The sequence below is a fragment of the Pseudoalteromonas luteoviolacea DSM 6061 genome (assembly GCF_001625655.1).
GTDB classification, from domain to species: Bacteria; Pseudomonadota; Gammaproteobacteria; order Enterobacterales; family Alteromonadaceae; genus Pseudoalteromonas; species Pseudoalteromonas luteoviolacea.
This window is the reverse complement of the sequence record NZ_AUYB01000104.1, coordinates 152,668-166,906: the sequence shown is the minus strand read 5'-3', so window position 1 is coordinate 166,906 and position 14,239 is coordinate 152,668. Positions and strand designations below refer to the sequence as shown.

12 protein-coding genes and 1 tRNA gene are annotated in these 14,239 nt (G+C 37.7%); 1 reads left to right on the top strand and 12 read right to left on the bottom strand.

Going from position 1 to position 14,239, the window contains the following annotated elements; genetic code table 11:
- Positions 1-419: 419 nt before the first annotated feature.
- The 12 genes from N475_RS14205 to N475_RS14150 form a co-directional block, all read right to left on the bottom strand.
- Complete coding sequence (locus tag N475_RS14205; RefSeq protein ID WP_081215819.1) at positions 420-1,232, bottom strand: glycosyltransferase; 813 nt, start codon at positions 1,230-1,232, stop codon at positions 420-422.
- A gap of 2 nt (positions 1,233-1,234) precedes the next feature.
- Positions 1,235-2,296: a sugar transferase gene (locus N475_RS14200; protein ID WP_081215826.1), complete on the bottom strand. Its 1,062-nt coding sequence runs from the start codon at positions 2,294-2,296 to the stop codon at positions 1,235-1,237.
- A gap of 405 nt (positions 2,297-2,701) precedes the next feature.
- Positions 2,702-4,078 carry an O-antigen polysaccharide polymerase Wzy gene (wzy, locus tag N475_RS14195; protein ID WP_063355503.1) on the bottom strand — a complete coding sequence of 459 codons (1,377 nt, stop codon included), beginning with the start codon at positions 4,076-4,078 and terminating at the stop codon, positions 2,702-2,704.
- Positions 4,065-5,231, bottom strand: coding sequence for a polysaccharide biosynthesis protein (locus tag N475_RS14190; protein ID WP_063365456.1), 1,167 nt, complete (start codon positions 5,229-5,231; stop codon positions 4,065-4,067). Before N475_RS14190 ends, wzy begins: the two co-directional genes overlap by 14 nt.
- Positions 5,228-6,307 carry a glycosyltransferase family 4 protein gene (locus N475_RS14185; protein ID WP_063355505.1) on the bottom strand — a complete coding sequence of 360 codons (1,080 nt, stop codon included), beginning with the start codon at positions 6,305-6,307 and terminating at the stop codon, positions 5,228-5,230. Before N475_RS14185 ends, N475_RS14190 begins: the two co-directional genes overlap by 4 nt.
- Positions 6,304-7,455 (bottom strand): CDP-glycerol glycerophosphotransferase family protein, encoded by a 1,152-nt coding sequence (locus tag N475_RS14180; RefSeq protein WP_063355506.1) that lies wholly within the window; start codon positions 7,453-7,455, stop codon positions 6,304-6,306. The genes N475_RS14185 and N475_RS14180 overlap by 4 nt, the downstream gene beginning before the upstream one ends.
- Positions 7,456-7,483: 28 nt before the next feature.
- Positions 7,484-8,440, bottom strand: a complete 957-nt coding sequence (locus tag N475_RS14175; protein ID WP_081215820.1) for a Wzz/FepE/Etk N-terminal domain-containing protein — start codon at positions 8,438-8,440, stop codon at positions 7,484-7,486.
- A gap of 51 nt (positions 8,441-8,491) precedes the next feature.
- Positions 8,492-9,139: an SDR family oxidoreductase gene (locus N475_RS14170; protein WP_063355507.1), complete on the bottom strand. Its 648-nt coding sequence runs from the start codon at positions 9,137-9,139 to the stop codon at positions 8,492-8,494.
- Entirely contained in the window at positions 9,111-9,551 is a 441-nt protein-coding gene (locus tag N475_RS14165) for an FAD synthase family protein (protein WP_063355508.1), read from the bottom strand. The genes N475_RS14170 and N475_RS14165 overlap by 29 nt, the downstream gene beginning before the upstream one ends.
- 59 nt (positions 9,552-9,610) lie before the next feature.
- Positions 9,611-12,172, bottom strand: coding sequence for an SLBB domain-containing protein (locus N475_RS14160; protein ID WP_063355509.1), 2,562 nt, complete (start codon positions 12,170-12,172; stop codon positions 9,611-9,613).
- A gap of 125 nt (positions 12,173-12,297) precedes the next feature.
- Positions 12,298-13,101 (bottom strand): DUF481 domain-containing protein, encoded by an 804-nt coding sequence (locus tag N475_RS14155; RefSeq protein ID WP_063355510.1) that lies wholly within the window; start codon positions 13,099-13,101, stop codon positions 12,298-12,300.
- 20 nt (positions 13,102-13,121) lie between these two features.
- Complete coding sequence (locus N475_RS14150; protein WP_063355511.1) at positions 13,122-13,937, bottom strand: mechanosensitive ion channel family protein; 816 nt, start codon at positions 13,935-13,937, stop codon at positions 13,122-13,124.
- Between the two features lie 183 nt (positions 13,938-14,120).
- Between N475_RS14150 and N475_RS14145 the strand changes: the two genes are divergently transcribed.
- A tRNA-His gene (locus N475_RS14145) sits at positions 14,121-14,196 on the top strand.
- The last annotated feature ends 43 nt before the right edge of the window (positions 14,197-14,239 follow it).

Here is a 14,239-nt window from a genome sequence, read left to right as displayed (position 1 = left end):
ACTAAATTGGGTGGAGTTACAAATACACCTCATGACGTTTGAGGTTTCTTACATCATCAACGAATCAGCAATTAACATACGCCAACGCCACATGTCACTTCGCGGCGAGTCAATATAACTATATTTGGTCTTACTTTTTAAGCCTAGCAGAACTGGTTGTTGAACACAGTTTGCAGCGCTTCTCATTTGGTATTGCTGATAAAAGACAATATGGTGTGTTGTTGAAATCTGAGTCTATCTCTGTTTATTGAGTCGTCTGCTGGTGTCATCGCACAAACTAATAAAAAAGGGAGTTGAGAACGTACTCTTTGGACTATGCACTATTCCAATTTGATAGTGTACTTTGAGGGTAGCGGCCTTTGGTCAAATTTAAAGACCGCAAATGCAGTTCAACACGGACTGTATTAAATGCTCCAGTTCTATGACGTTCTTAAGAAGCGATATACGACTCTTAAAAATCCTGCTGGCATCAGCCTTGAAATGCTGCGAGATAGGAAGTATGCAAATGTGAGAGGACTTTTACTGAGTCCAAGTTTGAATATGTGCTTCATGAGCTTTATTTCACTCTTGGCGTAAGTTGTTCCTCTCCTACGCTCCAGCATACCATTACCAGTCCTTGCCTTAACTAGTACCTTATCTAAATTGGCAATTTCCTCACCACTGGCAAGAACTCTTAACCAAAGATAGTAGTCTTCCATATACATAAGGTGCTTGTAGCCACCTGAAGCAATGATTTTATGCTTTCTGAAAACACTTGCCATATGATTGATAGGGTTGAGCCGCACACTATGTGCAAGAATATTTGCGGTTGGTACACGTCTCAACTTTCCACTTTCACTTGGCGTTTTGTCAAATTCCTCAATATATGAGCTAGAAACAGCAACGCCAGGATTATCGTTCATAAAAGTAATTTGATCATGAAACCTTGATTTAAGATTTATATCATCAGTATCCACTCTAACGACTAGATCGTAACTACAATGACTCAACCCTTTATTTAAGGCCTCACCTAGTCCAACATTCTGCTCTAGAACAACATCTTTAATTGGCAACAGCTTACGCCACTTTTCAAGAACTGCGTATAATGCATCAGTCAAAGGACCGTCGTGCACTACAACTATCTCTGAAGCTTGCAAACTTTGATCGAAAATACTCTTCAAACAATCATCTAGGAATTCTGGCTGCTCTTTAAAGTAAAGAGAGCATAATACGGAAAAGTCTATATGCTTCAAGACTAAACCCCTTTTCCGAACAATACTGTTTTCACAGTTAAAAGTAGTATTTTCAGATCCATAGCAAACTTTTGGTGCTTGATATAAAAAATATCGTATTTGTGCTTCCACACGGCATCTTGAACAGATGCACCATAAGGGTACTTAACCTGAGCTAATCCTGTGATACCAGGCTTAACTGCATGTCTAAAACGATAGTAAGGAATTTCTTTCTCAAGATCGGATATGAAATGCTCTCGCTCAGGACGAGGCCCAACCATTGACATCTCATTTTTCAAAACATTAAGCAGTTGAGGCAGTTCATCTATTCGAGTTTTACGAATTATTTTTCCAACTTTGGTCACTCGACTATCGTTAGAGCATGCCCATTGCGCACCATTTTTTTCTGCATCGTTCCTCATTGAACGGAACTTTATGACATTAAATTCTTTATTGTACAAGCCAGTTCGGCGTTGTTTGTAAAAGACAGGACCTGGCGATTCTAACTTGATAAGCACCGCTGTGATGATTCCTACAGGAATAGCAACCCAAGAAAGTAAGAATACAAACAGTAAATCGACCACACGCTTTATAAATGCATTTGTCTTGTTTGATAGGATAGAGAAAGCTTTTTGGTACAAGAAGTAACCGCTATGCAACAATTCAACCTCTGTATAACCAAGCTTTCTATCTAGAAAGCTTACTAAAGGTTCAACTCTGGCGCCTAGCTCGGTTGCAGTAATGAGAAATATTTTCTCTTCTTGAGACATATGTTCGCTCTTAAAGTGGCACAACTTTAAGTTTTTGAAGTTTCGAACTGAAAAATCATTTACATGCACTTCAATATTCTGGTGGCGGCTCATTACCTTTTCAATTACATCAACGTAATGTTCAGGGCAATAGATGTATAAAGTATCTAGTCCTTCTGCTCCAGATTCAGTTCTAGCATGACTTTTATCATATTGATTTGATGCATTTGCGTCTAACAGACTATCCCCAGTACCAGCCTGATTTCTATCGACAAGAATGATATCGGCTTCAGGAAGTCCCTTGCATTCAACTTTTTGATTAAAGCTCTGCGACATAATGTGTTTTACTTCTCTCTGATTGGACCTATTAAAAATTAGTCCGCAATAATACCTTAATTGAACTGTCATGAAAACATTAAAAATGTCAAAATACGTAGCCAATTGTTTAAACACGCTACAGTTTGTAATTCCCGCTGAATCTTTAATTAAAATATACATATTTTTCAAATAGATAGACACCTTGTACATAATTCAGACACATTATACTGCAATGTATTTGGAGAACTTATATAGGCGAAAAGTATTACTTTAAAATATTGAAAAATGTTTAAGTGGATGTAAATGAACTATCTAAAAACAACAAAGTGTGAAAATATAAAAAATATAATATAAGAACAAGCTGTAAACACACAAACCAATAAATTAACAAGCAATCAGTTATTAACAAAAAATCAAGGATTATTATAATACTTGTTTATCGGAAACCTCCTTTTCCTTAGCTTTCTTCATAGCCACCCTAAGAATATAAATAATCAGAAAAACCACCGTTAATATCAAGAATAAAGAGAAGTTTCTAAATAAAGAGCTTCTCCCCATATAAGCCACATTACTAATAATAATAATACTTATCATTAGTAAGTAACGATAATTACTGACATTTAATTGGAAAAATGACATTACCTTACCAATAAAAATGCACAGAATGATACTGACAATAACACCGGACTGAAATAATTCGGCAGCAAAGTTTCCACCTATTCCCATCCCTTGGCTAAAGTACTCATCACCCAATACATTGTAACTAATCACATCTCCAAGAAGCCCTAACTCATTCAGCCTTTCCATGTTTTGAGAGCGATACAGCAAAGACTCCGGCGAGAGAGGTGCAAAGACACTAAATTGGCTTGTAAACTTATCTAAATTCTCCATGGTAAATGGCAAAATATAGAAGCTATTGCTTTGGGAGATAAAGAAGTAAGAAAGCAAGTTATTATCGGAAAGCTCAAAGTGCCAGCCTTGACGATAAAACTGTACGAAAAGCAATAAGGAAATCATCAATACAAATGCAAAGAATAAGGTGGTTATCTTAGGGGCTTTATTTGAATAACAGTTATAATATATAAAGTATATAACTGAAGAATAAAGTACAAATGAGCTCCTAACCCCAAGTAACAAAAATGCAATTGCGAACAAAAAGAATAAAATGAAATATATTTTAACTCTAGGCCAAGCTGCATTTGCAGAAACCAAAATTGCGAAAGAGATCACAAAGAGATATCGAGATACATCCACCCAAAATGGTGCGCTAACGCCCTCTGAGTAGTAGGCATAGTAACCAAATTCGCTGATGAACTTGAACTCCATATAGAACTTGATCATTGTACCAGGAAGGAACAGCAAAAAGCACACCCTCCCCATATCAAATGAAAATTGATCAAAGCTTAAAGTGTCCTTTTTAACATCTTGCAGCCTTGAATAAAAAGCTTGGTAAGAGGCGTTAATTAAACTTAAAACAAAAGCATAAAACATAAAAGACTTACTAACTAAGTAGTCATCAATTATATAAACACCAGCAACAGTATGTGCGTAGTTAATATTGGAAAATCCAAAGTAACGACCGCCAAGAATAAAAATAAAGAAACATCCCAAGAAAATAAAGTATAAGCCAGCAGTGCCGCCCAATTTAAGCGCGGTGCAAACACTTCTAATGTACGTAACAGTAAGAACAAAGAAAGTGACTAGGATGTCGACTGAATAACCAATTGAGAATGCAAAGAACATCGCAATGGTTGAAAGCAAAATTACAGCATCTAAAAAAATACTTCTAATATGCAACATAACGAGCCTTGACAAGAATTTCAGAAAGCTTCGTAACAATAAAAGCCGAAATCAAATAGGATGATGTAGCTTCCACATTTAACAGATTTAGTGAGCCCAACATCAACACAAGCAGAACAATTGACACCTGTGCAGCTATACTGTTTTCCTTTGCCATACCTTTGGGTATCAGAATCAACTCACCAAATGTTAAAGAAACGGTTGTTAGTATCACAGCTATAGCAATTAAAAGCAGTTCACGCTCTATCTCAATTCCAAAATAATTACCAATATAAGTATTGAAAAGTGATATAAAGCTCGCCATCACTACTCCGGTGAAAATGGACAAGGCAATATAGAAATAACGCTCTTTATCAGCACAGCCATTTGAAATACGTGATAATAAAATACCTATTAATATCGTTGGAACCATAATTGCGAAGGCAAAGACTTTCAATGTGACATCGATTTGTGCAAAGTTCACTGGTGCAAGGAAGATTCCGCAAGCAACTAAAAACAGCTTATCACTCAACAATGAAGCCGCTTTACTGCCAAAATAATGCTTAGATTTCTCCGTAACACCAACGGCCTGCGTTAGATTAAAGCCAATAATAGGACCCACTTGCTTTTGCAAAATGCAGTATTGCAAAAAATTGCAGACAACAAACACAAGCACATAAATAACAACAAAAGTTGTTAACTCTATAGCTTCGATAAATAAAGTACACAACAGGGCCAGTGACACAAACCGAAAAGCACCTATCATCGTCAGGAAGTGCGACTTGCTCAGTACTATAAACGCATGAGATAAAGCACAGATTTCAAAAACAACGATGCCATAAAGTAAAAACAATACGGGAAGGTTTTCAGCTTCCCAAAAAGTTACTGCATACAAAACGAAAATGGGCGATACGACCATCACTAGGAGTAGCTTTCCACTAAATACATCTCGGCATCGTTGAGCTAACTCTTCCTTTTTAGATGTAAGAATATGCGTTTCAAAGCCAAATCTAACCAAAATAATAAAAAAGGCGACGACACTAAGACCTAGGGAGAATACACCATATGTTTCTATGCCAAATGTTGCTATAAAAGTAGGCACCAATATTAGGACCAGCAGCGAATCTAGCCCCCGATTTATTAGCAGCGACAAAAAATCTAGAACAAGCTTCAAATCTCTAACTCTTTTACTATATTTTCTAAATATTTAATGTCCAAGCAATTGGCAAAACAGTTTTTGGCATTTTGACTCATTGCTTGTTTGGCCGAGTTACTTGCTAACATAAATCGCTCTATAGTCGCTGCAACATTTTCTTTTAAAACTAAACCACAGTTAAACTTATCAACATAACTGCCCATATTGGTTTCTTTTGAAATAAGTACCGGTAGTCCCTCAGCTAAAGACTCGGAAATAACCAATGGCATCGCTTCTGAGCTAGAAAACAGAACCAAAGCATCGTAGTGACTCGCTAATGATCTTCGATTCACAGGATCAAGCAGACCTTTAAAAAACACTGATTTAGACAAGTTTAACTCATCAATACGAGCGAGTAGCTGTATGATAGAAGGGTCTTGTTCTACCATCTCTTCGAACGAGAGATCTTTATTCTCGCCATAACCATAAATATCTAGCTCAGCATGCAATCCACGAGCCTTCAACTCAGCAAGCCCCTCGAGCATTCTGTCAATGCCCTTATAATAAAAATCAACTTTACCAAGAAAGACCAACTTATTTCCGTTTGGCGAATAATCAACGTCTTGAGGTACAAAGTTTATAAGATTAGGGATGTACTTTACTTTGTCTGAACCTTTGATAATCGAATGACTAAACTCTGATTCGTTACTGAAAATAAACTTATCACTAATTTTGAGCATAGCGCTAATTAACGGTTTATAAATCAGTTTCTTCAATGAGGGCTTGTTGAAAGCATTTTCGGTTAAAGAGCCATGCGATTGAATAAATAACGTTGCACCACTTATTTTTACTAGCATAGCTATAAATGGGTACAGCGGGTGATAAATTGAGTGTATTATGACCACATCAAACTTGTTTTTTCTCAATAGCTTAAATAGTTCGATTAACCCTTTATATTGAGTTTGACTACTCTTCGACGCGGTACCTCTGAAGTACAATAATTGAGAGTCATAGTGTAAGCTTTCAAGCGCATCTACGAGCTGGTTGACCATTGAATTTAGGCCACCTACTTTGTAGTTGGGTTTTACATCCGCAATATTAAGTACTTTTCTCATTTCTTTGATGCTAAGTATTCGTATAATTTACTGCAGCCATTTATATTTCTGGCTTCGACAAAAGAAGTGCCAAACAAAGACTTCTCTAACTCTGAACTGTGGCGTGATTTAGAAAAAACAGATGTCAAATAGGCCTCAAACTCTTCATATGACGCGATCTCTGGACCAGTGACAACATCATCATAGTTGTAGTTAAAGCCACGGCTTTCTTGATACTCTTTTTTGTCATAAGGAAAGAAAACTGTTTCATCCCCTACCATGAGGTAGTCAAACATTATCGAAGAGTAGTCTGTTATCAATGCATCAAAATGCTTAAAATAGAAAGAGATCTCTTCTACCGTTGCACTATCGAGCAAGCTGATTGCATCACTTTCTAAAAACTGCTCATAGCCTTTATCTAAGTGGTGAGGGCGGATAAAAATCTTTGCGTTATGCGCCTTTAAAAAGTTGACTAGTTTGTCAAAATCGAAGTCGCTCAAAGGGAAATAGTCTGTTTTACCACCGTCTCTATACGTCGGCGCATATAGAATATTGAAGGTGCCATTTACTCTTTCTTCCACAAGCTGGTTTGTCTCTCTATCAATAGACTTGTCAAACATCTCATTGACTAAGCAGCCAGTATAAATATGCCGTGAGCTAGGCACATTGAAGCTACTTGAATACACTTCTGATAATTTTGGCACTTGTACTGCTAAGTATTTGTTAAAATGGCAGTAATAATATTTATAAATGGCTTTTTTAAATTTGCTTTGGAACTTGTCATTTATAGCGATACTTTTTAGTGGAACACCATGCCATAAATTAACTAGGTTTCGACCAAAAACAGAGAAAGGAATAAAACAAAAACTCTTTGTTGAAAACAACCAATGTTTTGCCGAGTAAATCAACTTAAGGTCTTGCCACTCACTAAAAGAGATAAAGTATTGCCCGTATTTTTCATTTAGCGTTTTTCTCTTATTTTCATCTGCAATAATAAAAAAAACTCTCTCGTTTTTTTTAGCTTGTATCAAGTACTCAAAGAAAATTCTTGAATTAAAGTTGTAGGAATTATTATTGTAAGAAGAGATGATAATCACGTTACCATCTTTTTTCTTAAATAAGTATAGAATGCTTAAAAGTAGGCGCTTTACAAACACTAATGTGAACATCTTCTAACTTCCGTAAAACTCTTCAAAACTAAGCTATTTTTTTGTTTCTTCTTGTGGCCGCAAACAACAGGGCCCCTAATGAAGATACAATAAAGCCAAAGAATGTCCCAAGAATAACAATAAGCGCTCTGCTTGGCTCTGCTTTTTCTTCAGGTAAATATGCTGGATCTACAACCTTAAAAATATACTCTTTACGGACATTTGCGAACATTTTAGTTTTCGTATGTTCTTGCACTAGACTGTGTAAAATTACTCGCATATCAGAAACTTCTGTTTCCTCTAGCTGCGCCATAAGGTAGCTGATACTGACTTCAGCTTCTTGCAAATCACGGTGCTTCATAATTGCATTGATCTCGTGCACAATTGCATCAGCCCACTTTTGAGCGATCAACGGAGAAGGATGCTTTACTGAGACTTTAATCAATGAAGAGTCTTTTTGTCGCGCAACATCAAATATTTTTAAGAATTCTTTATGCGCTTCGTTTAATGATGGCTTAGGACCATACGGAAATTTAGCCTCACGCACCCATTGGTTATTTTCGCTATCAAAGAGCTCAGGGTCATAATTAATTGTATTGTCAGATGGGTTCCAAGACTTAGCAGCAATCAAGTCAGGTAAAATTTCATACTTATCTATGAACTCTTTTAGGAAGGTACGAGACTTCATTACATCAATTGCCATGCTCACTTTATCTGCGGCATCATTATTGGGCATAGAAATACCAGCTAATGATGCAAGTCCGCCCAGTTGACCCGCCAATGCACCAATTCCATCAGCGCCTTTAGTTGCCGCAGGGGAAATCAAAGTTTCTGAGCGATAAATATTTGGTAAACTTAGAGCTATTAATACAGATGCAATTGCAAATAAAACCGTTCCTGCTAAGACGATGAGCTTCCTTTTCCATATTATTGCAAATAGATCTACAAGTCCTAGATCTGCATTTTGGTCGTTGTTCATATTTCTATTTTCACTATCTACACGCACTGTTCAAAGCTCTTATTAACTGATTTTGATTACTGAGAAGGAGATCAAGATTTACTGATAGTAATGATCAATGTTGTCCAGTATCTTCAGCTCGTTTTTTCTATAAAAAACGATACTGCCGACCGAAAACTCTTCATTGATACAATTTAAGATTGGCTCAATACCCTCTTCTATCGACATCACATTGTTATTAGCAATGTTAAGGCCATCCCTAATTTTAGTTTCAATAGCACCAGGACAAAGAGTATTTACCTTAAAGCCATCTTTCACTAGGCCTTCAGAGAGTCTGAGTACCCCAGCCTTACTCGCACAGTAGGAAGTCCAATCAGCATAACTATTAAAGCCAGCTGTCGAAGAAATATTAATAATGTGGGTAGACTTGTTAGTAAGAAGAGCGGCGCGAGAGACCAAGTACGTACCAATCAAGTTTACATTAATATCTCTAATCCATAGCTCAGGATCGCTATCTAATATTCTCGATGAGTACAAAGTACCGGCAAGGTTAATGACAATGTCGAATTGCTTATCTTCAAAGTATAGCTCTACACTTTGCTTTGAAGACACGTCTAACTCGTCTCTCAGAGGTAAATAGACTTCATAATTAGAACAAAGGCTATTATAAATAGCCTTTGCAAGATCACCATTACCACCCGTTAATAAAACTTTTTTTTTATTTTGGCTCTGGGATTGGATGGTCATCGCTCTTCCTTACAAGTTCAAGGTATTCTTCATAAATTTTCTTTTTCAAATTTGTAGAACTTACACCCTTCCCATACGGTAAATAATAAACCTCTACACCTAACTCTTTGAGATAATCGTATTTACCATACCAGTCATCACCAATAACAAACTTATCTATATTCAGCTTCTTAACGGTGTCTGTATGTTCTAACGTATGTTGTGGCACAACAAGGTCTGGATATTTTAGGCCTTCTACAATTGCAATGCGCTCTTCAAAAGGAACCGCAGGTGGCCTTTTGTATGTGCATACCAATTCATCAGTACTTACACCTACTATTAGCTTGTCTCCCAACCCACGACCATACTTAATCATTTTTAAATGATTACTGTGGAACAGGTCAAAAGTACCCGAAACATAAACAACACTCATTATACTACCTTTAAAATATCTGGTAATTACAACCCAAAGGTTATAAATAAATTCTACTTCTAAATTCTTGCAATCGCAGCAACACCAACACCTAACTGGTAGAATATTTGTGTGGCTGTGCTCCACAGTGTTAAGTTATCCGTATGAGACGCATCCATAGGCACGACAATGGTGTCCCCCGCCTCTAGCTCAATTCGGTTATTCATTGCAAACCAGCTTGTTTGGTTCGGTATGAATACGGCACCATTGGCTTTAATTACATATACTTTTTCTTCATCCGCGCGGTCTTTCATACCGCCGCTTAAAGTAATATATTCCTCAATTGACACTCCCTCTTTAAACAAGTGAGATGAGCTGTAGTTCACCTCTCCTATTATAGAGATAGAATCTTGTTTGCCAGGAACATATAAAACATCGCCGTCTTGGAGTCTCAACGCCTCCTGGCTTGTAATAATACTTGGTAAATCAATAACTAACCTTCCAAGAGCGGTGACACTCGCAAGATCTTTTAACAGCTTATCTGTCTCTTCATAAGTTAATGAAGTATTGGTACCAATTGACTTATTAAAGCTCTTTGACGCAATGTCTTTACGTAGTTCTTCTGATAGTTTTCGTAGTTGCTTTTGCTCTTGCTTTTTTATAGCTTCGCGCGTGAAGATAGCAGCCTTGGGCTCAGCAAATTGAGTGATTCCACCGGCTCTGATTAATACCTGATCTAAAGTCTCTCCACGTTTGATGGTGTAAGTACCAGGAAACTTCACTTCTCCTTGAAGAGTCACTTTATAACTATCCTGCCAATTTGGTTGCATAAGCACATTCAAAATGTCTCGACTTTGCAACGCTAACTGGTCATTTTGCGAGCTAAGGTTAATATCCTTCGCCTTTATGTGACGAACCACTCCTCCCTCTAGCAATCTAGTTACTTCTGCATACTCAACAAATGCAGACTCAAGTAAACCGCCTGCAGCTATAATTGCGCTTTGTACAGTTGTGTTTGTCGCTAGCGGATATGTTCCAGGGAAACGTACTTGCCCGTCAATTTCAAAAACAGCTTTGGTATTACCTACAGTAGACTGAAATTCTAGTTTTGCAATAATTGGAGCCAGTAAAGTGTCACGACCAAAAACAGTCTTTGCTTTCTTGGAGTCAGCTTCAAACAGCACCTTCTCATTGAATTGCTTTCGTTCGTAAAGATGCCAAAGCTTTACTTTTTCCTGTAGTTCTTGTTCTTCAATCGTCAGAGCTAAATTCTTAAGCGCCTTCTCTTCTTTTTCAAGTTCATTAAAGCGGCTGAATACATATACTTTATCATTCTTTTGAAGCGAAATAGGTTTACCATTCAACGCATCAAAAATTGAAAACTGTAGCACTTCAATTTGACTAACATTGGGAGTTTCACGAACAATGATTGCATACCCTAAATCTGCTTGAGGGAGTAAATCACTTTTCACATTCTTTACTAATTTGTCGAAAGTTAACCCACTTTCCCACTCATAAAAACCGGGTCTGGCTACGGCGCCGATTAGAGTAACTGAATCAACCACTTCGCTATTAACACTCTTCACCTTCAGCGCGTCCCCACCCTGAGGGATATATGAGACATCATCGTTACTAAAGTCAACTGAGATAACTGACTGCTTAGCGTTATTAACAACACGTTTAATTTCTACTTGCTGAAGAAACGCAGTTTCTTTAAAACCACCAAACATAGTGATGAGGGAGTCAGCGGTCTCACCCTCTTTTAATTCAAAAATAGCAGGCCTTTTAACTAGTCCGCTCACAGTCACTTGAGGACCTACAGAAGGAATAAATACGACATCGCCTGATTGTAATGTCACATCACCGGTGCTATCACCTCTGAGTAAAAGATCATATAAATCAAGTTTTGAAACGACCTTCCCCTTCCTTTTTACAGTTATATTTCTCAATGATGCGATTTCTGATAGGCCACCACTTGCAAATAATGCATGTGTCACATTCGACAGTGGAGAAAGCGCGTAGCTGCCGGGTTTGTGGGCTTCACCTACCACTAAAACACGCAGACTTCTCAATTCTGCTATCGAAACAAAAACTTTTAGACCTATTGATTCAGTGGTTACTTTATGATCAATTAATTCTTTTAGCTCTTTGTATGTCAGCCCTGCAACATGAATTGGTGAAAAATTAGGAATGCTTAAACGGCCTTCTCTATCGACGTATATTTCATGAATAGCGGTTTCTTTACCGTATAAACTAATCGCTATCTTGTCGCCACCGGCAATTACATAATCATTAGGCACCGCAATTTGTTCATTCGGTATAAAGCTCGTAGGTTCTCCGGCGAACAACTCATAACCAAATGGTTTTAATTCTTCTTTAATTGGTTTTAGCGGCTCTTCTACTTCGATAGGTAACAGCGGGTTAATTCGTTCTTCTATACTAGAAATAGGGGTTGCAGTATTTTCAGCGCCAACAGTGGGAATAATGGATGAAAGGTCGACACCATACTGTTTAGCTAATGCCTCTTGTTGTGCTTTAGGTAACTTTTTAAACTGTTCTATTTGCTCAGGTGTAGGTGTAAAGGCATTCGCAAAAGCACTAACCCCTAACAAAACGATTGCTAAAACACGCTTAAAAGACATCAAATTAGTTTCCCGCTAGTCTGTAACCAAAAAAAGATTGCATATTCTACACGAGATCTAGGATGTTGAAAAAGGGCTCAACGCCCTTTTTTTGTCATATCTTTGTTATAAACTGCTGCTATGTGTTAAAAACTGTAAACCAAAGTCAGAGATGTTTCGGTATCTGTGTTTTCTTTACCAGCGTCAACATCAGAGTTATGGGTAATATTGTAACCAACTTTCATTTGCAAAGAGCCATTTATCTTCGTCAATAGTGCGGTTTCTGATACTGTTTTTGTGTTAGTATCACCGTATTCTACTGATACGACTTGAGTGAATTTGGCGTTGTCAGATATTTGCCATTCGTAATCAAGTTTACCTACACCTATGACTTCACTTTCCGTCTCGCCAGCAAGCGGGTTGCCATCTTTATCAACCTCTTGGCTACTATCTTGATACTCAAAACGCTTCACACCTGGACCGATTTCAAAATCCAAGTACATGTTACTTTCGCTGAGTAATCTCAAACCGTAACCAATCGAAAGTACCGTTTCACTGCGGTATGCACCAAAGTAATCCGACGCATATGCCCCATAGATAAATAAATGGCTATGATCTTCGACTAGTTTATAGTTACCTTGTATCGACAAAGAGTATTTTTCATTCGTGCGCTCTTTAGTCTTCTCTCCATCATCATTCTCGATTTCATCTTCTTTAAAAATGCCATCGACCTTGTATTCGTTACGCCAATTCTCAAGGTTGTGCTTAGCTTTAATCTCACCTTTAAGCGTTGTTGTTTCCGTGTTGCCGCTTGTGACAATTGCACCTACTTCACTAGTGATGTCCCACACTTTAACTTCTTTTGAAGGTTTTTCAGAACTTGCCTCAACCGTTGCAGTATAAGAGGACATCGCTGTTAAAACACAGAGAGAAATCAGTTTCATTTTCATTATAAAAGTAACCTTTATATTCAATCTTTTTGTAAATGCACATCCATTTGCGGATATGGAATATTGATACCAGCGTCATCTAACGCTAGCTTAATGTTTTCCAACAAATCAAAGTAAGTTGGCCAATAGTCACTGGTATTAACCCAAGGTCGAACTGCAAAATTAACACTCGAGTCTGCCAATGCTAAAACTGCAATTGTACATGCTGGGTCTTTTAAAACCCGCGACTCTTTATCAATAACCTCTTGAAGCACGCTTTTCACTTGTTTAAGGTCAGAGTCGTAACCAACTCCAATGACAAAGTCTATTCTACGCGTTTTCTCGCGTGAATAGTTTACTATCGCGCCTGACATGATGGAAGAATTGGGTATTATAACCACTTTATTGTCTGGGGTTAAAAGCTCTGTAGAAAAAATTTCTATTCTCTGTACGCTTCCTGATTGACCTGCAGCGTCAATAAAGTCACCAGACTTAAATGGTCTAAGTATTATGATTAAAACGCCTGAGGCGAAATTAGAGAGCGAACCTTGTAGTGCTAAACCAACCGCTAGACCAGCAGCACCAAGAATTGCAATGAATGAGGTCGTCTCCACACCAACCTGTGATAGCGCCATTAAAAGGGTTGCTACAAAAACAATACTGTAGACAATATTGGATACGAAGGTGCCCACTGCTTTATCTACTTTTCGTTTACTGATCGCTTTTTCCGTCAGAGCCGCAGAAAATTTAGCAACTCTGATCCCGATAAAGAATATAACCAGCGCGATGACGCCTTGAATTAGGTAGTGTGACAATATATCCGAGTTGTTATTGATCCAATCCATAAACACTTCCATAAACTCTCCTATGATTTGAGTACAAGCTGTTAAGTTTGAGTATAAAGTATGAATTTTAGCTGTATGGACGAAAATTTCTTCAAATCTATCAAAAACGATAAAAAAATAAAAAAAGGCTTTGCAATAAACGAAAAGTTCTGTAATATGCGCGCCACACCACAAAGGTGTTACACGAAAATTGTGGCGGCTGTAGCTCAGTTGGTAGAGCCCTGGATTGTGATTCCGGTTGTCGTGGGTTCGAGCCCCATCAGTCGCCCCATCTCCCCCTACTTTTTATTTTAAATCTCATTTTTCTTATAAAT

Excerpts from the sequence above, each read along its gene's own strand:
- N475_RS14180 (WP_063355506.1), bottom strand. The coding sequence starts at position 7,455 with ATGTTCACATTAGTGTTTGTAAAGCGCCTACTTTTAAGCATTCTATAC.
- N475_RS14200 (WP_081215826.1), bottom strand. The coding sequence starts at position 2,296 with ATGTCGCAGAGCTTTAATCAAAAAGTTGAATGCAAGGGACTTCCTGAA.
- wzy (WP_063355503.1), bottom strand. The coding sequence starts at position 4,078 with ATGTTGCATATTAGAAGTATTTTTTTAGATGCTGTAATTTTGCTTTCA.
- N475_RS14160 (WP_063355509.1), bottom strand. The coding sequence starts at position 12,172 with ATGTCTTTTAAGCGTGTTTTAGCAATCGTTTTGTTAGGGGTTAGTGCT.
- N475_RS14185 (WP_063355505.1), bottom strand. The coding sequence starts at position 6,307 with ATGAGAAAAGTACTTAATATTGCGGATGTAAAACCCAACTACAAAGTA.
- N475_RS14165 (WP_063355508.1), bottom strand. The coding sequence starts at position 9,551 with ATGAGTGTTGTTTATGTTTCGGGTACTTTTGACCTGTTCCACAGTAAT.
- N475_RS14170 (WP_063355507.1), bottom strand. The coding sequence starts at position 9,139 with ATGACCATCCAATCCCAGAGCCAAAATAAAAAAAAAGTTTTATTAACG.
- N475_RS14150 (WP_063355511.1), bottom strand. The coding sequence starts at position 13,937 with ATGGAAGTGTTTATGGATTGGATCAATAACAACTCGGATATATTGTCA.
- N475_RS14155 (WP_063355510.1), bottom strand. The coding sequence starts at position 13,101 with ATGAAAATGAAACTGATTTCTCTCTGTGTTTTAACAGCGATGTCCTCT.